The 19,896-nt window shown below is 62.9% G+C and carries 19 protein-coding genes; 11 read left to right on the forward strand and 8 right to left on the reverse strand.

Annotation, left to right across the window (positions count from 1 at the left end; genetic code table 11):
- Positions 1 to 128 precede the first annotated feature (128 nt).
- From PGB28_RS00690 to PGB28_RS00705, 4 genes are read left to right on the forward strand one after another with little or no spacing between them, the layout of a single operon-like run.
- Positions 129 to 1,175, forward strand: coding sequence for a glycosyltransferase family 2 protein (locus tag PGB28_RS00690; RefSeq protein WP_271419543.1), 1,047 nt, complete (start codon positions 129 to 131; stop codon positions 1,173 to 1,175).
- Positions 1,172 to 1,816 carry a sulfotransferase family protein gene (locus PGB28_RS00695; RefSeq protein WP_271419544.1) on the forward strand — a complete coding sequence of 215 codons (645 nt, stop codon included), beginning with the start codon at positions 1,172 to 1,174 and terminating at the stop codon, positions 1,814 to 1,816. Before PGB28_RS00690 ends, PGB28_RS00695 begins: the two co-directional genes overlap by 4 nt.
- Positions 1,813 to 4,161, forward strand: coding sequence for a glycosyltransferase family 2 protein (locus PGB28_RS00700; protein ID WP_271419545.1), 2,349 nt, complete (start codon positions 1,813 to 1,815; stop codon positions 4,159 to 4,161). Before PGB28_RS00695 ends, PGB28_RS00700 begins: the two co-directional genes overlap by 4 nt.
- Positions 4,161 to 5,210, forward strand: coding sequence for a glycosyltransferase family 2 protein (locus PGB28_RS00705; protein WP_271419546.1), 1,050 nt, complete (start codon positions 4,161 to 4,163; stop codon positions 5,208 to 5,210). The genes PGB28_RS00700 and PGB28_RS00705 overlap by 1 nt, the downstream gene beginning before the upstream one ends.
- Here PGB28_RS00705 and PGB28_RS00710 read toward each other — a convergent pair.
- The 6 genes from PGB28_RS00710 to dusB form a co-directional block, all read right to left on the reverse strand.
- The gene (locus tag PGB28_RS00710) at positions 5,207 to 5,815 is read right to left on the reverse strand and encodes a hypothetical protein (protein WP_271419547.1); all 609 of its coding nucleotides are present in this window, start codon (positions 5,813 to 5,815) and stop codon (positions 5,207 to 5,209) included. The two genes, PGB28_RS00705 and PGB28_RS00710, sit on opposite strands and share 4 nt — an antisense overlap.
- A 4-nt stretch (positions 5,816 to 5,819) precedes the next feature.
- Positions 5,820 to 7,235 (reverse strand): nitrogen assimilation response regulator NtrX, encoded by a 1,416-nt coding sequence (gene ntrX, locus PGB28_RS00715; protein ID WP_271419548.1) that lies wholly within the window; start codon positions 7,233 to 7,235, stop codon positions 5,820 to 5,822.
- A gap of 13 nt (positions 7,236 to 7,248) precedes the next feature.
- Positions 7,249 to 9,459 carry a sensor histidine kinase NtrY-like gene (locus tag PGB28_RS00720; protein ID WP_408636198.1) on the reverse strand — a complete coding sequence of 737 codons (2,211 nt, stop codon included), beginning with the start codon at positions 9,457 to 9,459 and terminating at the stop codon, positions 7,249 to 7,251.
- A gap of 223 nt (positions 9,460 to 9,682) precedes the next feature.
- Positions 9,683 to 11,047, reverse strand: coding sequence for a response regulator (locus tag PGB28_RS00725; RefSeq protein WP_271419549.1), 1,365 nt, complete (start codon positions 11,045 to 11,047; stop codon positions 9,683 to 9,685).
- On the reverse strand, positions 11,047 to 12,153 hold the full coding sequence (locus tag PGB28_RS00730; RefSeq protein WP_271419550.1) for a two-component system sensor histidine kinase NtrB: 1,107 nt from the start codon (positions 12,151 to 12,153) through the stop codon (positions 11,047 to 11,049). Before PGB28_RS00730 ends, PGB28_RS00725 begins: the two co-directional genes overlap by 1 nt.
- Positions 12,150 to 13,145, reverse strand: a complete 996-nt coding sequence (dusB, locus tag PGB28_RS00735; RefSeq protein ID WP_271419551.1) for a tRNA dihydrouridine synthase DusB — start codon at positions 13,143 to 13,145, stop codon at positions 12,150 to 12,152. Before dusB ends, PGB28_RS00730 begins: the two co-directional genes overlap by 4 nt.
- Before the next feature lie 160 nt (positions 13,146 to 13,305).
- On the opposite strand from dusB, the gene PGB28_RS00740 reads away from it, so the two are divergent.
- The 5 genes from PGB28_RS00740 (at position 13,306) to PGB28_RS00760 (ending at position 17,736) form a co-directional block, all read left to right on the forward strand.
- Positions 13,306 to 14,430, forward strand: a complete 1,125-nt coding sequence (locus tag PGB28_RS00740; protein WP_271419552.1) for a bifunctional 2-C-methyl-D-erythritol 4-phosphate cytidylyltransferase/2-C-methyl-D-erythritol 2,4-cyclodiphosphate synthase — start codon at positions 13,306 to 13,308, stop codon at positions 14,428 to 14,430.
- Complete coding sequence (locus PGB28_RS00745) at positions 14,427 to 14,918, forward strand: phosphatidylglycerophosphatase A family protein (RefSeq protein WP_271419553.1); 492 nt, start codon at positions 14,427 to 14,429, stop codon at positions 14,916 to 14,918. The genes PGB28_RS00740 and PGB28_RS00745 overlap by 4 nt, the downstream gene beginning before the upstream one ends.
- A complete protein-coding gene (locus tag PGB28_RS00750) occupies positions 14,915 to 15,388 on the forward strand; it encodes a CinA family protein (RefSeq protein ID WP_271419554.1) in 474 nt (157 codons plus the stop codon). The genes PGB28_RS00745 and PGB28_RS00750 overlap by 4 nt, the downstream gene beginning before the upstream one ends.
- A 144-nt stretch (positions 15,389 to 15,532) precedes the next feature.
- On the forward strand, positions 15,533 to 16,714 hold the full coding sequence (locus tag PGB28_RS00755; RefSeq protein ID WP_271419555.1) for an ammonium transporter: 1,182 nt from the start codon (positions 15,533 to 15,535) through the stop codon (positions 16,712 to 16,714).
- 137 nt (positions 16,715 to 16,851) lie between these two features.
- A complete protein-coding gene (locus tag PGB28_RS00760; protein WP_271419556.1) occupies positions 16,852 to 17,736 on the forward strand; it encodes a sulfotransferase domain-containing protein in 885 nt (294 codons plus the stop codon).
- A 3-nt stretch (positions 17,737 to 17,739) separates the two neighbouring features.
- Here PGB28_RS00760 and PGB28_RS00765 read toward each other — a convergent pair whose 3' ends face one another.
- Entirely contained in the window at positions 17,740 to 18,189 is a 450-nt protein-coding gene (locus PGB28_RS00765; RefSeq protein WP_271419557.1) for a type II toxin-antitoxin system RatA family toxin, read from the reverse strand.
- A gap of 70 nt (positions 18,190 to 18,259) precedes the next feature.
- On the opposite strand from PGB28_RS00765, the gene hpt reads away from it, so the two are divergent.
- Together hpt and PGB28_RS00775 are read left to right on the forward strand one after the other, a co-directional pair.
- Positions 18,260 to 18,805 (forward strand): hypoxanthine phosphoribosyltransferase, encoded by a 546-nt coding sequence (hpt, locus tag PGB28_RS00770; RefSeq protein WP_271419558.1) that lies wholly within the window; start codon positions 18,260 to 18,262, stop codon positions 18,803 to 18,805.
- A 17-nt stretch (positions 18,806 to 18,822) separates the two neighbouring features.
- On the forward strand, positions 18,823 to 18,966 hold the full coding sequence (locus tag PGB28_RS00775) for a hypothetical protein (protein WP_271419559.1): 144 nt from the start codon (positions 18,823 to 18,825) through the stop codon (positions 18,964 to 18,966).
- Here PGB28_RS00775 and PGB28_RS00780 read toward each other — a convergent pair.
- Positions 18,955 to 19,818, reverse strand: coding sequence for a LysR family transcriptional regulator (locus PGB28_RS00780; RefSeq protein WP_271419560.1), 864 nt, complete (start codon positions 19,816 to 19,818; stop codon positions 18,955 to 18,957). The two genes, PGB28_RS00775 and PGB28_RS00780, sit on opposite strands and share 12 nt — an antisense overlap.
- Positions 19,819 to 19,896 lie beyond the last annotated feature (78 nt).

Below are 19,896 nucleotides of genomic sequence, written 5' to 3' on the forward strand. Positions count from 1 at the left end.
TTGACCCGCGCCCCCCAAAATGCGAGTCTTTGCCAAAATATAACCATAAGGGTGCAGTATCGCGGATAAACCGTGAAGCCCGGGGCACGCATGGATATGCAGGACAAACCAAAGGCGGAGGCGCGGATATGCGCATAACCGCCGTCACTTGTATCAAGAATGAGGGTCCGTTCCTTCTGGAATGGATTGCCTATAACCGCGTGATCGGGGTCACCGATCACTTGTTCTATTCCAACGATTGCACGGATGCGAGCGACCGGATGCTGGACCGGCTGGCGGAGCATGGTGTTGTGCAGCACCTGCCCAACCCGGCCGAGGGGCGCAACTACCAGATGGAGGCGCTCAAGGACGCGGCGAAACAGGCCATCGTGCGGGACGCCGATTGGCTCTGGATTGCGGATGTGGACGAGTTTCTCAACATCCATGTGGGCGACAATACGATCCCCGCGCTGATCGCGGCCTGTGGCGATCCGCAGGCCATTTCGCTCACCTTCCAGTTCTTTGCATCAAGCGGGATCGAGACGTTCGAGGATGTGCCGGTGATCAGCCAGTTCACCCGCTGCCACAATCCGGACCTGTGGTGCGGCGAGAGCGCAATCGAAGTGAAGTCACTGGTGCGCAAGGATTTTCCGCTGCAATACTACGGCGCGCACCGGCCGTTTTTCAAATCCTCCCTGCCCGAACGCAAGCGTCCCACATGGACCGATGGATCGGGCCGCAAGGTGCCGCATAAATTCCTTGTGGCCGCCAACAAACGCCGCATCCGCAAGTTTCCGGCGGCGGGCGCGCGGGCCTTTGCCACGTTGAACCACTATGCGCTGCGCTCGCTCGACAGTTACCTGGTCAAGAATGACCGGGGCGACGTGAACCGCGAAAACCGCGATTTCGACGACACCTATTGGCGCGAACGCAATGACGGCGCGATGGAGGATCGGACGATCCTTCGGATGCTGCCCCGTCTGGAGGCGGAGATCGCGGCGCTGAAATCCCTGCCCGGCATTGCCGATCTGCATGACGAGGCGGTGGCATTGCACCGGGCCAAGCGCGACGAACTTCTGGCGCAGGAGGGCTACCGCGCCATGCAGGCGCAATTGCGCGCGGCCTCCACCCTGCCGCCCGAGGAAGAGGCGCTGTTGTACGACATTGGCGACACCCCGGTGCTGGAGATGGCATGAGCCGCCTGCGCGTGATCAATCTGGGCCTGCCGAAATCGGGCACCACGACGCTGGCCCGCGCACTGCGCAAGGCCGGGCTGCGCGTGGCCGATCACCGGATCAAGAAGGTGCAGACCGACAACACGGCGCTGCATGGCCGCTTTGTCGGAGAGATGATGTATGACGGCTATTTCCTGCGCGGCGATCCGTTGGACGGCCTCGACGTATTCGACGGCTTTGCCGAGGTGAACGCGCTGCGCGGGGACCGCTCGATCTGGCCGCAATTCGACTGGGGGCTGATCGACGCGATCCGGACAAACCATCCCGGTGCGAAGTTCCTTGCCAGTTGGCGACCCCCTGAGGCGATTTCCGACAGCATGCTGCGCTGGTCCAACCTTGGCACCGAACGCATCCCCAACGCGGTCATCCCCGGCCTGCCCGCGGGCTATGGCGTCACGACGCAGGAGCGGGTGGGCTGGATCGCCGGGCATTATGCGCAACTGCGCAGGCTCTTTCGTGGCGAGGAGGACTTCCTCGAATATGACGTGGCCGACCCGGAGGCCCCCGCGAAAATCGGCGCGTTCATCGGGCGCGACCTGCCGTGGTGGGGCAAGACCAATGTAAACCCGGTGCGGGTAATGAGTGACGAGGGTGTGGAATGAAGATTTCCCTGCATATCGGGCCGGATTTCTGGGCGGCGTCGCGGCTTCAGGACGTGTTGGCCGCCAAGCGCAAGCAATTGCTGGGCAAGGGCGTGCTCTTTGCACGTACCCCGGGGGCTAAGAACCATACAAGACTGTTCATGGCCGCCTCGGACCCGGACGCGGTGGATATGCTGCGCTTTAACCGTGGCTTCATCACTGCAGAGAAACAGGCCACGCTGCGCGAGGACGTCATCGGCTCGCTGAAAAAGGAAGTCGAGACCCACAACCCCGATCACCTGATCCTCTCAGCGCATCAGCTTGGAACGGCGCTGCTCTCGACCAGCGAATTGGAGCGGCTGCGCGATATGCTGGCCCCGCTGTCGGACGATATCACCGTGATCGCCCATGTGGACGAGCCCGCCCGCATGCTGGCGCGACACTACACCGGCCAGGTCGCGGATGGGCGCATGCGCCCGGTCGAGATGGAGTTGCAGCTTGCTGAGCGGGGAGAAGACTGGTGGCAATATGCGATGGCCACCCGCCCCAAATCGGACCCCGCGGCGGGGATGTTTCCCGAGGTGCAGATGGTGCCGCCCTGGCTCGACCTCAAGGCGCTGGTGACGCATTGGGACACGGTGTTTGGCGCGGACAAGCTGCAACTGCACTCTTTCGACATGACCGATTGGTGCAGCGAGAGCGTCACCGATGAGATTTGCGCCAGCTTTGGAATCGACACCCAGATCGGCAAGGCGGACCCGGCCAGACCGCCCCGTCCCGCCCCGGATGAGGGCGTGGAACGCGCCCGCGCCTTCAATGACATGCTGCTGCGGCTCTTGGCGAAGCGAAAGCATATCGTGCCGCGCCAGCTCTGGAAGCGCCTCTTGCGCGAAATGCAGGTGGAGGGCCCCGCGCTCTGTGCCGGTCAGCTTGCTCCGGTGGCCGAGCGGTTTCGCGACGACATTGCCGATCTCTGTGACGCCCATCCGGGTCTCACCCGCGATCATATGGCCCCCGATGCCCCCCTGCCACGCTGGCAGGCCACGGAGATGACGGGCGGCTTTCGCGCGTCGCAATACCTGCTGGCCGCGATGTCGCGGATCAAGGCCACCACGCGCGAGGAAAAGCGCAGCAAGCAGGGGGACATCGACACGCTGCAGGCCGCCGAAGACATTCCCGGCCTGTCGAAACAGGCGGCCCGCGTGATGCCGACACTGGCCAAGCAGAAATTCGTTCAGCTGCGCGGCGGGCCTTTTGCGCCACATAACCGCCTTGGCGCGGTCAATGAGGAAGAGCTGGCCGCCGCCTATACGCCCATCACGCCACGCCTTCTGCATGAGGGCAATTCTGGCAATGTGATCGTCGGCTGCATGAAGAACGAGGCCCCCTATATCCTGGAATGGGTGGCCTATCACCGGGCCATCGGGGTGGATAATTTCCTGATCTACACCAATGGCTGCGAGGACGGGACAGACGAAATCCTCCAGCGGTTGCAAGAGCTTGGCCATATCCAGCACCGTGATAACGAAGGCTGGAAAGGCAAATCCCCGCAGCAATACGCGCTGAATGAATCGCTCAAGGAACCGATGATCCAGAACGCCGAATGGATCATCCATATCGACGTGGACGAGTTCATGAATGTGCGCATGGGCAATGGCACCCTGCCGGAATTCCTCGCCCATGTGCCGGACGCCACGAATGTTGCCATGACCTGGCGGCTGTTTGGACATAACGGCGTGACGCGGCTGGCCGATGACTTCGTGATCGAACAATTCGACACCTGCGCGCCGAAACATTGCCCCAAACCGCACACCGCCTGGGGCTTCAAGACCATGGTCAAGAATATCGGCGCCTACGAAAAACTCTCCTGCCATCGCCCGAACAAGCTGATCGCTGGGATGGAGGACAAGGTGAATTGGGTCAATGGCTCGGGCCGCCCCATGGGCGATGAGGTCAAGACAAACGGCTGGCGCAATTCCAAGCGCTCCATCGGCTATGACCTCTTGCAGCTCAACCACTACGCGCTGCGCTCGGCCGAAAGTTTCCTGATCAAACGGCAGCGCGGCCGCGCGCTGCATGTGAACCGGACAATTGGGCTGAATTACTGGATTCGCATGGATTGGAGCGATGTGCGCGACATCACGATCAAGCGCAACACGCCCCGCGTCCGCGCCGAATATGACCGGCTGATGGCCGATCCGGTGCTTAAGACATGGCACCAAAAGGGGCTCGACTGGCACCGCGCCAAGGCCGACGAACTGCATGCCATGCCGGAATTCCAAGATCTCTACGCCCAGGCCGTGGGGCTGAAGCTGAACGAGACGGAGCGCGCCGCCTATGCGCTGGCGCTGGACATGGAAAGCTGATGCGCGCCACGGCCGTCCTTTGCCTGCGTGACGAGGGCGCGTTCCTGCTGGACTGGCTGGCCCATCATCGGGCGGTGGGCTTCACGGATTTCGTGATCTGCACAAATGATTGCAGCGATGGCACAGACGCCATGTGTGACCGGCTGGCCGACTTGGGCGGGGTCACACATATCCGCAATGACGGGCCTTATGACAAGGGTGGCATCCAGTTCACCGGGCTCAAGCTGGCGAGCAAGGAGAAAGCCGTGCGGCAGGCCGATTGGCTGTTGCCGCTGGATATAGATGAATTTGTCAATATCCATGCGGGCGATCACCGGTTGGAGGACCTGATCGCCGCCCTGCCCGACGCCACGGCCATCACGCTGACCTGGCGGCTGTTTGGCAATGGCGGCGAGATCCCGTATCGCGACGCGCCGGTGCCCGAGGTGTTTACCCGCGCCGCGCCGGTCAGGATGTACTGGCCCTGGCGGTCGGCCATGTTCAAGACGCTCTATCGCAATGACAAGACCTATCGCCAGTTGGGTGTGCACCGCCCACGCAATCCCAAGCCCGAGAAACTGGACGGCGCCCGTTGGTTTGACGGCGCGGGACGGGAGTTGGACGCGCAGTTTCGGGAAAGACGGATTTTCTCCAATTATGGCCGGGACAATTACACGCTTGCGCAGTTGAACCACTACCCGCTGGGCGCGATGGAAAGCTATGTGCTCAAGGCCGCCCGCGGCCGCGCCGTGCATTCCGATCACATGCTCGGGCTGGATTATTGGGTCGAGCGGAATTTCAACAGTGACGAGGACCGCAGCATTCTGGCGCTGTCTGACGCTGTGGCCGTGGAACGCGCGGCACTGGCCGGTGATCCGGTGCTGGCCGATCTGCATGATCGCGCGGTGGCATGGCGGCACCGCCGGTTTGCCGAACTGATGGAGGAAGAGCCCTACCGCGCGCTCTTTGGCCGGTTGCTCATGACACCACCCTCGATCCCGCTGCCCCGGCAATCCGCCCAAAAGCTGGTGGCCCATGCCCTGCGCGCCAAGGCCCGAAGCGAGGATTAAAGCCCGTTCAGCGCGCGCGCCTTGTTCTCGGCCTGCCAGGCGCGCACCGCCTCCAGCGTTTCCCAACGATAGCGCGGATCATCCACCACCCGCGCATACCAGAGTCGCCCCTGCCCTATGCGCCACGGGTCCAGCAATACGCCGCTCTGCATCACCTGTCCCTTGGCCGTCATGATGAGCGAGACATGCTCCAGCGAGACACTGCGCGCATTGGCCATGCCGACATGCAGATCCAGCGTGCGAAATCCTTCGACGCGCATCGCCTCGTGCAGGGCCGTGGCCCAATCGCGGCACACACCTTTTTCGCGGATGCCATGCACCACCTTGAAATTATGGGCCAGCGGCGGATCGACCACCTGCCAGCGCTGCGCCAGTTCCAGCGGGTAACGCACCGCAATCGTGGCCGCGCGGACCGCTTCCTTGCTGTCCACCCCCGGTCCCAGCGCCATGAGCGCCGCGCTCACGCCCGCGATCTTGGCCTCGGGGGATTGGCCTTCGCCGCCGGTTTCACGACCTCGCGAACTTGCCTGCGGCGTGCCGGTTGACTGGCACCCCGCCAGCCCAAGTGCAGCCAGCCCCGCCAAAATCTGACGCCGTGATAGCATCCGATCAGCCCGCCTGCGCCGTGTGCTCTTCGTCCAGCCGGGCGACCCGCGCGCCGGACTTGGCCGAGGTCACCACGCCCAGCGATTTCAGCTTGCGGTGCAGCGCCGAGCGCTCCATCCCGACAAAGGACGCGGTACGGGAGATATTGCCGCCAAACCGGTTGATCTGGGTCAGCAGGTATTCGCGTTCGAACGCCTCGCGCGCCTCGCGCAGGGGCAGCGTCGCCAGCGTCCCTGCCAGCACGACGCGGCCATCCTCTTCGGTGGCCGGAGCATCCTGGGGCAGTTCGCGCGCCTCGATCTCGCCTGTGCCGTCGCCCAGGATCAGCACCCGTTCGATCAGGTTCTTGAGCTGGCGCACATTGCCCGGCCAGGTCATGGTTTGCATCAGCGCAACCGCCTCTTCGCTCAGGCTGCGCATCGGCAGGCCCTGCGCTTCGTTACAGGCGCGGATGAAGTATTCGGCCAATACCGGGATATCCTCGCGCCGTTCTTCGAGCGACGGCACGGCAATCGGCACCACGTTGAGACGGTGATACAGCTCCTGCCGGAAGCGCTCGGCAGCAATCTCCTGTTCCAGATCGCGGTTGGTCGAGGAAATGACCCGCAGGTCGACCCGCACCTTGTCCGCGCCGCCCACCCGGGTGAATTGCTGGTCCACCAGCACACGCAGGATCTTGGATTGGGTGCCCAGTGGCATATCCGCCACCTCGTCGAAATAGACCACGCCGCCATGGGCCTGTTCCAGCAGCCCCGGCTCAACGCCGCGCTCCGGGGTTTCGCGGCCAAACAGCAGCTCTTCCATGGTCTCGGGCTCGATCGAGGCGCAGTTCACGGTGACAAAAGGCGCATCCGCCCGGCCCGAATTGGCATGGATGTAGCGCGCCGCCACTTCCTTGCCGCAGCCCGCAGGCCCGGTGAGCATCACCCGCCCGTTGGATTTGGTGACCTTGTCCAACTGCCCGATCAGCGCGCGGAAAGACGCGCTTTCGCCCACCATTTCGGCGGCGGCGGTATCCTTGCGCTTGAGCTGCTGGTTCTCCTGCCGCAGGCGCGCGGTTTCCATCGCACGGCGGATCACCACCAGAAGCTGGTCGATATTGAAGGGCTTTTCGATAAAGTCGTAAGCGCCCTGTTTGATCGCCGCAACCGCGATCTCGATATTGCCATGGCCGGAGATGATCACCACCGGAATTTCGGGGTTGTCGCGCTTGACGGTCTTGAGGATATCGATCCCGTCCATACGGCTGTCCTTGAGCCAGATATCGAGGATCATCAGCGCAGGCGGCTCATCATTCAGCGCGGCCATGCATTCATCCGACCCGCCGGCCAGCCGGGTGGTGAAGCCTTCGTCTTCCAGGATATCCCCGATCAATTCCCGGATATCACGTTCATCATCAACAATCAGAATATCGCCCATCTGCTCGGTCCCCTTATTCCTCTTCACGCATCAAAACAGTTTCGAATTCCCGGCCTGCCGCCAGCGGAAGGCGGATCACCGCCATGGCGCCCGCATTTGGCTGGCCCTCGAATTGCGGCGCATCCTCAAGCGCGAGAGTGCCGCCATGTTCCTCGATAATCTTTTTCACAATGGGCAGGCCCAGACCGGTGCCCTTGTCCCGTGTCGTGACATAAGGCTCAAAGAGCCGCGCCCGGTCTTCGGGCAGGCCGATGCCATTGTCCATGATACGGATCAGTGCCTGCGCCCCATCGGCGGCACAGTCCACGCGGATCATCGGGCTGTGCCCCTCAGGCGCGCCGCGTTCCTGCAAGCTCTCAATCGCCTCGCCCGCGTTCTTGATCAGGTTGGTCAGGGCCTGGCTGATCATGGTGGCGTCCAGATCAGCCATCAGCGCGTCATCCGGCAGGTCCACATCGAAGCGCACATCGGGCTGGCCGCTTTCCTGCAAAAGCACCGCGCCGCGCAACAGCTCGACCACGTCCTCGGGCGCGCGTTCCGGTTCCGGCATGCGGGCGAATTTCGAAAACTCGTCCACGATACGGCGCAGGTCATTGGTCTGGCGCACGATCACCCCGGTCAACTCGTCGAGCTTGTCGGCGTTTTCCGCGTCCATCTGGCGCCCGAATTTGCGCTTGATCCGTTCGGCAGATAGCTGGATCGGCGTCAGCGGGTTCTTGATCTCATGCGCGATGCGCCGCGCCACGTCGCCCCAGGCGGCCATGCGCTGTGCGGCCACCAGATCGGAGACATCGTCAAAGGCCACGACATAGCCCTCAAGACTGTCATCCTCGCGCCGCCGTGTGGACATGCGCACCAGCAGGTTTTCCTGCCGCCCCTCGCGGACGACCTTGACCTCTTGCTGCACCACTTCGCGGTCTTCCCCGGCGAGCATCTCGAAGAGCGGGCCAAATTCCGGCACCGCCACGCCAACCGGCACCGACTGACGATCTTCATACCAGCCTAGAAGCCGTTCGGCAGAACGGTTCACAAAGGACACGCGGCCATCCGCGTCCAGCCCCACAACGCCCGATGTGACCGAGGTCAGAACGGAGTCGAACAACCGCCGCCGCCGCTCGATCTGGCGGGTATTGTCCAAAAGCGCCTCGCGCTGGCCCTTGAGCTGGCGGGTCATCTGGTTGAAGTAGCGGCCCAGCATCGCGATCTCGTCATCGCCGTCTTCCTCGACCACCTGCACATCCAGATCGCCGCCGCCCACGCGCTGCGCCGCGCCGGTCAGACGCCCAACGGGGCGCGACAGACGTTCGGCAAACCACAGGCCCAGCCAGATCGACGCCAGCACCAGAAGCAGCGCAAAGCCCAGATAGATCAGTGCGAAATCAAAAAGCCGCCGCCCCCGTTCGCTTTCCTGCTGCTGGTAGAAACGCGCGGTTTGTTGTGTGTCATCCAGCAGGTTCAGCAGATCGCCATTCACCACGCGGCTGATATAGAGATAGCGGTCGGTGAAGCGCTGCAGCGGCACGATGGCGCGAAACTCGCCATTGTCCCAATCCTCGATCAGGGTCAGACCGTCCTCGCCCCGGCTAATGGCGATCTGCGCCTCGGTGGGCCGTTCGAAATCAAACAAGTAGGAGCGCTCGCCGCGCGCGCGCAATTCGCCCGTGCCATCGATCAGATAGGCTTCGCGCAACCCCCGCTGGACCAACGCCTGACCATCGGTCAGCACCTTGCGCAGATTGGTTGTCGGATCGCGCTGCACCGCAATACGCTGGGCATCGATATAGCGGGCCAGCGCGATGGCATCCTCGGAAAGGTCCTGACGCTGTTCTTCCTGATAGGCCTCGGCCGCCGAAAGCGACGCCCCCACCACCTGCCGGACGCGGTCGGAAAACCAAGTCTCCAGCCCGATATTGATGGTCAGGACGGCAAAAACCGCCACCGTCACCGTCGGGATCAGCGCCATGAGCGCGAATACACCGGTCAGGCGCAGGTGCAGCCGCGATCCCGCCGAGCGCGCGCGCCGCGCCGCCACCATCTTGGCCACCCGCTGCAGCACCAGCGCGGCAATCAGCAGGACATAGACAAAGTCAGCCAGCAGGACGAGACGCAGGCCCGGCTCGGACGCGCCCATATTGAGCGGCCCCATGACCATGAAGGTCGCAAAGGCCAGCAGCGGGCCCAGAACAACCAGCCCCAGCGTCACCGCGTTCTGCACACGGCGCAACCGGCGCAAGCGGTTCAGCCGTTCCCAGCCGCGCAAACGCTTGGGCGGTTTTTTGCCACCAGAACCGATCCCGGACCGGTAATCACGTGTCGAAGTATGTGCCCCAGTGGCCACAGACTGCCCTCGTCAAGATGTGTCGCTTGCGCGACGAACCGCCATATATTGTGGCACTCTCCAGCCGCAGCAGCTAAACTGCGGCATCGGGGCCACTCATGTGACAGTTTTACATCAACTTACGGCGTCGTGTCACGGGAATATCGAGGTCAGTGATTTTCTTACGCAGCGTATTGCGGTTGATGCCCAGCAGTTCGGCGCATTTCGCCTGATTTCCGCCGGTGGCTTCCAGCGCAATCTCGATCAGCGGGAATTCAACCTCGCGCAGGATCCGCTGATAAAGACCCGGCGGCGGCAGCATCGCCCCGTGCAGGTCGAAATAGCGCCGCAGGTGCCGCGCTACCGATGCACCCAGCTTTTCACTGTCCCCTCCGGACAGGACCGGCTCCATTTCGGGCTGATTGCCAAGAACCAGCTCAACCTCGGTGCGGGTGATCTCATCGGCGCGGCTGGTGAGCGACAGACGCCGCACCGCGTTTTCCAGCTGCCGCACATTGCCCGGCCAGCTATAGGCGCGGAACAGCTCGCGCGCCTCGTCCGACAGCCAGCGCTTGGGCGCGCCGTCGCGTTCGGCCCGGGCCAAGAAATGCTCGGTCAAAAGCGCTATATCCTCGACCCGTTCACGCAGCGACGGCACCGCAATCGACGCCCCCGACAGACGATAATAGAGGTCCTGCCGCACGCGGCCCTTGTCCAGAGCCTGCGCCAGATCCCCCTGCGACGTGGCCATGAAGCGTGGCACGTGATCACCCGGCGTGTCGATCATGCGCACGATGCGCGCCTGCACGTCATCGGGGATATCGGTGATCTCGTCGATCAGAAGCGTTCCGCCCTTGACCCGCGCCAGAACCCGCGCAGGCCCTTCGATGTCCTGTAGGTCCGCGCCAGTGACCGTCACAAAGGGGAGCGTCCGCCGGTCAGAGAAATCATGCAGGGCCCGCGCGATGAGCGATTTGCCCGTGCCGCTTTCCCCCGAGATCATCACCGGCAGATCGGTGTTCATCACCCGCGCCACAAGCCGGTAAAGCGCCTGCATCACCGGCGTTTTGCCCACCAGCGGCAACTCGTCCGGCTGATCCGGGGTCTCCTCGCGGGGACGTGCCGGGGCGGTGCGCGTTTCCAGCGCCCGCGCGGTCCGTTTCATCAGGTCAGGCAGGTCAAAGGGTTTGGGCAGGTAATCATAGGCCTCGGCCTCGGCGGCCTGAATCGCCGTCATGATGGTGTTCTGCGCGGAAATCACGATCACCGGCAGGTCCGGACGATCCTCGCGGATCTTGGGCAGCATCTCCAGCCCGTTTCCATCCGGCATGACCACGTCGGAAATGACCACGTCACCCTTGCCCTCGCCCACCCAGCGCATCAGCGTGGTCAGCGACGAGGTTGCATGCACCTTGCATCCTGCCCGGGTCAACGCCTGGGTCAGAACCGTGCGAATTGTGCGGTCATCATCGGCAACAAGGATCGTGCCATCCATTATTCAATCTCCTCAGCGGTTGCCGCGATGGTCTCTTTCGGAACCAGCGGCAGAGAAATGCGAAACACCGTGCGCCCCGGCACGGAGGTGACGGAAATCCACCCGTCATGGTCTGAGACAATCTTGGACACCAGCGCGAGCCCCAGCCCGGTGCCGTTTTCCTTGCCCGAAACGAAAGGATCGAAAATGTCGCCCTTGAGGTCTTCGGGAAGGCCCGGGCCATCGTCGATCACCTCGATCTGCAGCGGCAGGGTCTGGCCCGTGCCGTCGGAACGACGCAGGCGGAAGGAATGCTCGTAATAGGAATGCAGACGGATCGTGCCGCCACCCGGCCCAGCGGCCTCGGCGGCGTTGCGGATCAGGTTCGACACCACCTGCAACAGCTGGTCGGGATCGCCCCAGGCCAGCGGCAGCGAGGGGTCGTAATCCTCGACAATCGTCATATGCGCCGCAGCCCCCAAGAGCGCAGAGCGCCGAGCGCGGTCAAGCACGTCATGTACATTGACCGGGCGACGTTCGGGTGCGGACAGGTTTCCGAATTGCTCGACCTGTTCCAACAGCTTCACGATGCGTCTTGTCTCACCGACAATAAGGTCCGTAAGCTCAAGGTCTTCCGCCGAGAGATTCATGCTCAGAAGCTGCGCGGCGCCAGCGATCCCCGCCAGCGGGTTCTTGATCTCATGGGCCAGCATTTCGGCCATGCCGATGGCGGATTTCGCGGCCGATTTCACCGAATGGCTCTGGGTCATCCGCCCGGCCAATTCGCGCGGCGAAATCAGCATGACCATTTCGCCATGCGTCCCTTGCAGCGGCGCGACCTGAAGGTTGCATTGCAAGGGCGCGCGATCCCCGGTGCCGATATCCACATCGTTCACGAAGAGCGGCGTGCCATCCTGACGCGCGCGGTCAAAACTGTCCTCAAGCGGTGAATCCACCGCAAGCCGGTCCCAGACCGGATCACCACGCAGCGATTTGGCGGAGGAGTTGAAAAACCCTTCACCCGCCGGGTTGACGTCAATGATCCGATCCTGAGCATCAATCAACACGCCGGGCACCGGCAGCGAGGACCAGACCGCGTTTTCCTCGGTATTCTCAAGCGGGCTCATGCCGCCACCCCCTCGAATGCGCCGAGCGCGTCGGGCAGAAGGCGGATCACCTCTTGCGGCGCTTTCGTGGTCAGTATGCGCCGCCGCAGGCCCGGCTCGGTGTTGCTTGTGTCCATATACCACCCCAGATGCTTGCGCGCGACACGCGCGCCCAAATCCTTGCCGTAAAAGTTGAGCATTGCCTCGTAATGACCTGAAACCATGTCACAAAATGCCTTATCAAATGACACCTCAGGTGCCGGTGCGCCAAACAGGTCATGTGCCACCTGCGCCAAAAGCCAGGGCCGCCCCTGAGCGCCACGCCCGATCATCACACCCTGCGCGCCGCTTTGCGCCATCGCGGCCCGCGCCGTAGCGCTGTCCACGATATCGCCATTGGCAATCACCGGCACGTCCACCGCCCCGCTCACATTGGCAATCGCCGCCCAATCCGCGCGCCCCTTGTAGAACTGACACCGCGTGCGCCCATGGATCGTGACCATCTTCACGCCCGCGTCCTGCGCGCGCCGCGCCAGTTCGGGCGCGTTGAGCAAGGCATCGTCCCAGCCCAGCCGGGTCTTGAGCGTCACGGGCAGGTCAACCGCGCCCACGACCGCCTCGATCAGTGTCAGCGCATGGTCGAGATCCTTCATCAGCGCCGACCCGGCAGCCCCCGCGCCACTGGCGCTGGTCACTTTCTTGGCCGGACAGCCCATGTTGATGTCGATCAGCCGCGCGCCATTGGCCTCGATCTGCCGCGCGGCTTCACCCATCCAATAAGCATCGCGGCCGGCGATCTGCACCGAGGTTGCCTCGATGCCGTATCCCAGCTCGGCCTTTTCACGCACGCCGGGCTTGGCCTGCACCATTTCCTGGCTGGCCACCATTTCCGACACCACCAGCCCCGCGCCAAAGCTCTGTACAAGATTGCGGAACGGCAAATCGGTGATCCCCGCCAGCGGGGCGAGGAAAACAGGAGGGGTCAAGGTGAGGTCTGCCACCTGAATGGTCACGTGCTTAATCCTTGTGCATTCCTCTCCGAGGTAGCCTGTCCCAAGCCCCTCCGCAATCTTTGCCCGGGTTTCTGCAGCTGCAAAATATGCAAATGCCTAAAAAATAGGCGCTCTCCATGGGGCAATTGCCAGCAATCCCGGCAATGGTTACAGAACCCCCATGAAAACCGTCGCTCTCATCGTTGCCGCAGGCCGTGGCACCCGCGCAGGCCCCGGCGCGCCAAAACAGTGGCGCGCGCTGGCCGGGCGGCGGGTGATCGACTGGACGCTGGCCGCGTTTGACCTGCCCGAGGTGACCCATCGCGCCGTCGTCATTCACCCCGACGATGCAACCGAGGCGGCACGCCTTCCCGCGCAATTGATCCATGGCGGCGCAACCCGCTCGGAGAGTGTGTGCAACGGGTTGGAGGCGCTGGCGGATCAAGGTTTTGACGCTGTGCTGGTCCATGATGCCGCGCGCGCGACGACTCCGCCACAGGTGATACGCGCGGTGTTGGCAGCGCTGGCGCGCGCGCCCGCCGCCGCCCCGGCACTGCCGGTGACAGATGCGCTCTGGACCGGCGCGGCGGGAAAAGTCACCGGCACGCAGCCCCGCGAGGGGCTCTACCGCGCGCAGACCCCGCAAGGGTTTCACTTCGACGCCATCCTGGCCGCGCATCGCGCGTTTGAAGGCCAGGCCGCCGATGATGTTGAGGTGGCCCGCGCCCATGGGCTGGACGTGACGATCACACCGGGTCATGAAGACAACCTGAAAATCACCCTTCCCGGCGACTTTGACCGCGCCGAAGGTCATTTGAAAGGACACCGGCCCATGCGCATCGGCAATGGCTATGACGTTCACCAACTGGTCGCGGGCGACCACGTCGTCCTGTGCGGCGTAAAAATCCCCCATGACCGCGCGCTCAAGGGGCATTCGGACGCAGATGTGGGCATGCACGCGCTGACCGATGCGATCTATGGCGCATTGGCACGCGGCGATATCGGGCAGCATTTCCCGCCCTCGGACCCGCAATGGAAAGGCGCAGAGAGCCACATTTTCCTGCGCCACGCGGTCGAGCTGGCGGCAGAGATGGGCTACCGGATCGGCAATGTGGATGTGACGCTGATCTGTGAACAACCCAAGATCGGGCCGCATGCCGGGGCGATGCGCGCGGAACTGGCGCGGATCACGGGGGTGGATGTGGATCAGGTCTCGGTCAAGGCCACCACGTCCGAGCGTTTGGGCTTTACCGGCCGGTCCGAGGGCATCGCCGCCCAAGCCAGCGCGCTGCTGGTGGCGTCATGAGCCGCTTTATCGCCACTTGGTTCTATACCGGTTACCTGCGTCCCGCACCGGGCACATGGGGCTCGCTTGCCGCCCTGCCCTTTGCCTGGGCCATCTACGTGCTGGGCGGTGTCTGGGTCTTTGCGTTGGCCATCGTCGCGGTGTTTTTCGCCGGGCTTTGGGCCACCAAACAGGAAACCGCCGGACAGGAGGATCATGACCCGTCCGAGATCGTGGTGGACGAGGTGGCGGGTCAATGGATCGCGCTCCTTCCCGTGGCCTATGGCGCGGGGATGATGGGCGTTGACGTCCTGCGGCTCTGGCCCGGAATCGTCTCGGCATTCGTGTTGTTTCGCCTGTTCGACATTCTCAAGCCCGGCCCCATCGGATGGGCCGACCGCCGCGGCGACGCCATGGGCGTGATGATGGACGATGTGTTCGCAGGCATCGCCGCGGCCATCGTCACCATCGCGCTGGCCGCCTTGTCCCACGGGGTACTGATGCAATGAGCCTGGCCCAGGACCTCCTGATCCGTGCACGCGCCGCGAAGGCCACCGTGACCTGCGCCGAAAGCTGTACCGGCGGCATGGTCGCCGCGGCGATCACCGATGTGGCGGGATCGTCTGACATCTTTGAACGTGGCTTCGTCACCTACTCCAACACCGCCAAGCAGGAGATGCTGGGCGTGCAGGCAGCGACGCTCAACGCGTTCGGTGCTGTGAGCGAAGAGACGGCGCACGAAATGGCAGTCGGAGCGCGCAAAGCCGCGCGCGCGACGCTGGCCGTAGCGATTTCCGGTATCGCGGGCCCCGGCGGGTCCGAGTTCAAACCCGAGGGCCGCGTCTGTTTTGCACTGGCCTCGGACCAAGGCACGATCGGCGAGACAATCGACTTTGGCGCGCTGGGGCGCGATGCCGTCCGCCAGGCCGCCCGCGACCATGCGCTGGATTTGCTTTTACGCAATTTGCCCGCAGAATAGTCATTTGCCGCAAAGTTGTGCGCAAAAATTGTGCACTCCGAAAAAGCATGCCTTTTGGGCGTCCTTTCGGGCTCTTGCTGCTTTTTTTTGCACCTCACATCCGTTCTCTGGCGCTCAAACAGCCATAAAGAAGGAATCCGAGGGATGAACGGAGCCGATACAGCCTGGATCATCGTCGCAACGGCGCTGGTCCTGTTCATGACATTGCCGGGGCTTGCCCTGTTTTACGGCGGGCTTGTGCGCGCGCGCAACGTGCTCAGCGTGTTCATGCATTGCTATGCCATCGCCTGTCTGATGAGCATCCTGTGGTTTGCCTTTGGCTATTCCATCGCCTTTGGCGGCGGGACAAGCGGCTTTTGGGGCGGGCTGGACAAGATGTTCCTCCTGGGCATGACCACCGAGGACCTGTCCGGCACGCTGCCCGAGGTTCTGTTCTTTGCCTTCCAGATGACATTCGCCATCATCACGCCCGCGCTGATCGTCGGCGCCTATGTGGAGCGTGTGGGCTTTGGCTTTGTGCTGACCTTCTCGGGGCTCTGGATGCTTCTGTGCTACGCGCCGGTGGTGCACTGGATCTGGGGCGGCGGCATGCTGGCCGATGGTGGCATCTTTGGCGACACAGGCGTCAAGGATTTCGCGGGCGGCATCGTGGTGCATGAAACCGCGGGTCTCGCGGCGCTGATCCTTGCCGTGTTCCTTGGACCGCGCAGGAACACCAACACACCGCCGCATAATCCCGGCTACGTCATGATCGGCGCGGCGATGCTCTGGGTCGGCTGGTTCGGCTTCAACGGCGGCTCGCAACTGGCCGCTGATGGTGGTGCGGCACTGGCGCTGACCGTGACGCATATCTCGGCGGCGACGGCCTCGCTCAGCTGGGCGCTGTGGGAAAAGATCAAGTTTGGCAAGGCCTCGCTTGTGGGCATGGTCACAGGTACGATTGCGGGCCTGGCTTCGATCACGCCAGCCTCGGGCTTTGTGGGTCCCATCGAGGCGCTGATCATCGGGGCCGTCGCCGGTATCCTGTGCCAGGAAGCGGTGAATTTCATCCGCAACAAGCTGAAAATCGACGACACGCTGGATGTGTTCGCGGTACACGGCGTGGGTGGTATCTTTGGCACCATCATGATCGCCGTGTTTGGCGCGGGCTCCTGGGCTGCGCAGCTGGGGTCGCTGGTCATCGTGGGTGTGTTCACCACCGTGGTCACCGTGGTGCTGATCCTTGTGGTGCGCGCCATCACGCCGCTGCGCGTGGATGAAGAGACCGAGCATAACGGGCTCGACATCGCGGTGCATGGCGAACGGGCCTATGACCACGTGAGCTAAGGGCGTTTGGGGGCTCTGCCCCCGTCCCTTCGGGACTCCCCCGAGGTATTTTGAAACAGAAGAAGGACCTTGCGGGGTCCTTTTTTATTTGCGTTCTGCCATGCGGCGGCTTTTGCTGAGGTCAGGAGGTTTCAGACATGAGCAGCCGCAAACTTTATCTTGGCCCCCTGACCGACAACAGGCGCTGGGACATGGTGCGTATCCGGCCCGATGATGTGTTCGTCGTGACGCCACCGAAACGCGGCACCACATGGATGCAGACCATCGTGGCGCTGCTGTTTTACGGCGATCCGGAAATTGAGACCGAACTTTCGGTCAAAATGCCCTGGGTCGATATCCGCATCCGCGAGATGGAAGAGGTGGCAGCGCGGCTGGAAGCCATGACGCACCGGCGTTCCATGAAAAGCCACACGCCGATGGACGGCGTGCCGCTGGATGCGCAGGCGCAGTATCTCTGCGTGTTCCGTCACCCGCTGGATGCGCATTTCTCCTACCGGCGGCATGTGCGCAACATCCCCATGGCCTGGTTCGATCACTGGTATCCCGAGGATGATCCCGACCGCATCACCTTTCGCCGGTTTCTCGATGGCGGGGCCGAAGGGTTCGACATGGATGTCATGCCGCTGGCGCATATCCTTCGCCATTACAAGGCCGCCCGGGCATTGGCGGACCGGCCGAATGTCACTCTGTTCCATTACGCGGATATGGTGCGCGATCTGGCGGGGACCTTTGCAAAAGTCGCGGAATGTCTGGACACATCGCATCCGCCACAGGTCATGACGCAGCTGGTCGAGGCCGCACGGTTTGACAATATGCAACAAAAAGCGGGGCGATTTGCCCCATCAGGCGGAAAAGGATTCTTTAAATCGGACAAAGCATTCTTCCACAGCGGTACAAACGGAAAGTGGCACGGGAAGCTGACGGAAAAAGAGTTGGTTGCGTATGACGCGATGATGGACGCGCATTTGCCCCCGGAGGAGCGTGCGTGGCTGGAATATGGTGAGACCGGTCAAGGCGGGTGAGTCCTACCCGTACAACTCCGCCGCCCGCCGTTCAAACGCGCGGACAATCCGCTGCATCGCCTCGTTGAACACCACGCCGATGATGCCTTGCAGGATCGCGTTCTTGAACTCGAAATCGACAAAGAAGGACACATCGCAGCCGCCATCCCCGGCATCTGCAAAGGCCCAGTTGGATTTCATGTAGCGGAACGGGCCGTCGAGATATTCGGTGTCGATCTTTTTTGCGTCCGGCCAGAGCACCACGCGGCTGCCAAAGCGTTCGCGGAACACCTTGAAGGAGATCACCAGATCCGCCGCCATCACCTCGGAGCCATCCGGCTGGGGCGTCACCGACCGGATACGCGCCGCCGCGCACCAGGGCAGGAATTGCGGATATTTGTCCACATCCGCCACTAGGTCATACATCTGCTGGGCGGTATATGGCAGGCGGCGGGTCTCGGAATGGGTTGGCATCGCGTTCCGGATTTGTCATGACAGGTCCGGGCCATGTCGCCCGTCCGGAGACGAAATTCAAGAGGTCCCCATGGGTGAGCGTCCTTATGTCATCGACCAGATGATCTCGGCCAAGGCCATTGCGGCACGCATCGAGGAGCTGTGCGACGATATCCGCAATGAATTCGCGGACACCGAAAAGCTGGTCGTTGTAGGGCTCTTGCGCGGGTCCTTCGTGTTCATCGCCGATCTTGTGCGCGAACTGGACATGTCGGTCGAGGTGGATTTCATCGAAGCCTCCTCATACGGCGACGCCATGGAATCGAGCCGCGAGGTGCGCATTCTTAAGGACCTGCGCGGCGCCATCGAGGGGCGCGATGTGCTGGTGGTCGAGGATATCGTCGATACCGGCCACACGCTGCATCACGTGATCAACCTGCTGAAATCACGTGAACCGGCCAAGCTGCGCTCGATCGCGCTGTTGGACAAACCCACACGGCGCGAGGTGGATTTCCGTGCCGACTGGATCGGGTTTGAGATCCCCGATGAATTCGTCGTGGGCTATGGCATCGACTTTGCCCAGCGCAACCGCAACCTGCCCTATATCGGCAAGGTACGGTTCACCAACGACGCGTGATGCATTGGTTGCTCCGAATGTCGCTTTGGGTGCGGCGTCCGCCATCGGGAAAGCGGGTCAAGCTGGTGCTGGCGGTGATTGCGTTGTGCCTGATCCTGTTTGCAGTGGAGCGGTGGATCGGCTGGCCCGAAGCGCTGACGGTCGAACGGTTACGCCGCTGAGCCGCGCAGACGCGCCGCGCGGGAACTGAGCAGTCCGGCCACGGCCCCGATGCATCGCCTGAGCCGCGCCGCCCCGGCCAGATCGCGGTGACACAGCACCCAGATCGGCACCTCCATATCCGGAAAGCCACGCTCCACACGCCGCAGCCCCGGCGCATCATCGCCAAGGATACAGGGCAGGATGGCCGCCCCCTGCCCGGCCTTGGCCATCCGGCACAGGGCTACAAAACTGTCGGCGCTGTTGCCGATCTCCTGCGGTGACACGGTTTCGGCCAGCCATCGCGCAGGCGCAGAGCGATGCAGCACGCCCGCCAGCCCCAGCCATCGGTCTTCGCCTTCGTCCCGTGCGTATACGGCAAAACCCAGATCGGCAGCATGTTCGCCCTGCATGTCAGTCGGGACGCTCATCGCCGGGCGCACAGCCACATCGGCCTGCAACCGGGCCATGTCGAGATGCGCATTGCTGGAAAGCAGCGACAACCGATGCGGGCTGAGCGCCTGCTCCAACTCCCCCGCCCCGTCGGCCAATACCGTGGTGCAAAACGTGTCCGTTGAGGTCACCCTCAGAATCTCGCCATGTCCCAGCCCGTCGCTGCGTAATAAATGGGCAACCCGACGCATTGCCTGAGACGCATCGCGCGCCGCTTCGATCACATGTGCGCGATCAGCGCGCAGGCGGTAGCCCTGTTGCGATCGTTCAAAGACGTCGGTGCCGTGGGTCTCTTCAAAGGCCGCGACACGGCGTAAAACCGTTGCATGGTTGACGCCTAGCGTCCGCGCTGCCGCACTGACCGACCCGGTTTCCGCCACGGTCAGAACAAAACGCAGGTCGTCCCAATTGTCGTTGTGCATTTTTGCAGAACCCATCCGCACTCTTGTTGAATTTGTTTGTGATCCGCCCCATGCATACTAAGTTATATCAATCGCATC

It is taken from the genome of Primorskyibacter aestuariivivens (assembly GCF_028023675.1).
Lineage (GTDB): Bacteria > Pseudomonadota > Alphaproteobacteria > Rhodobacterales > Rhodobacteraceae > Marinovum > Marinovum aestuariivivens.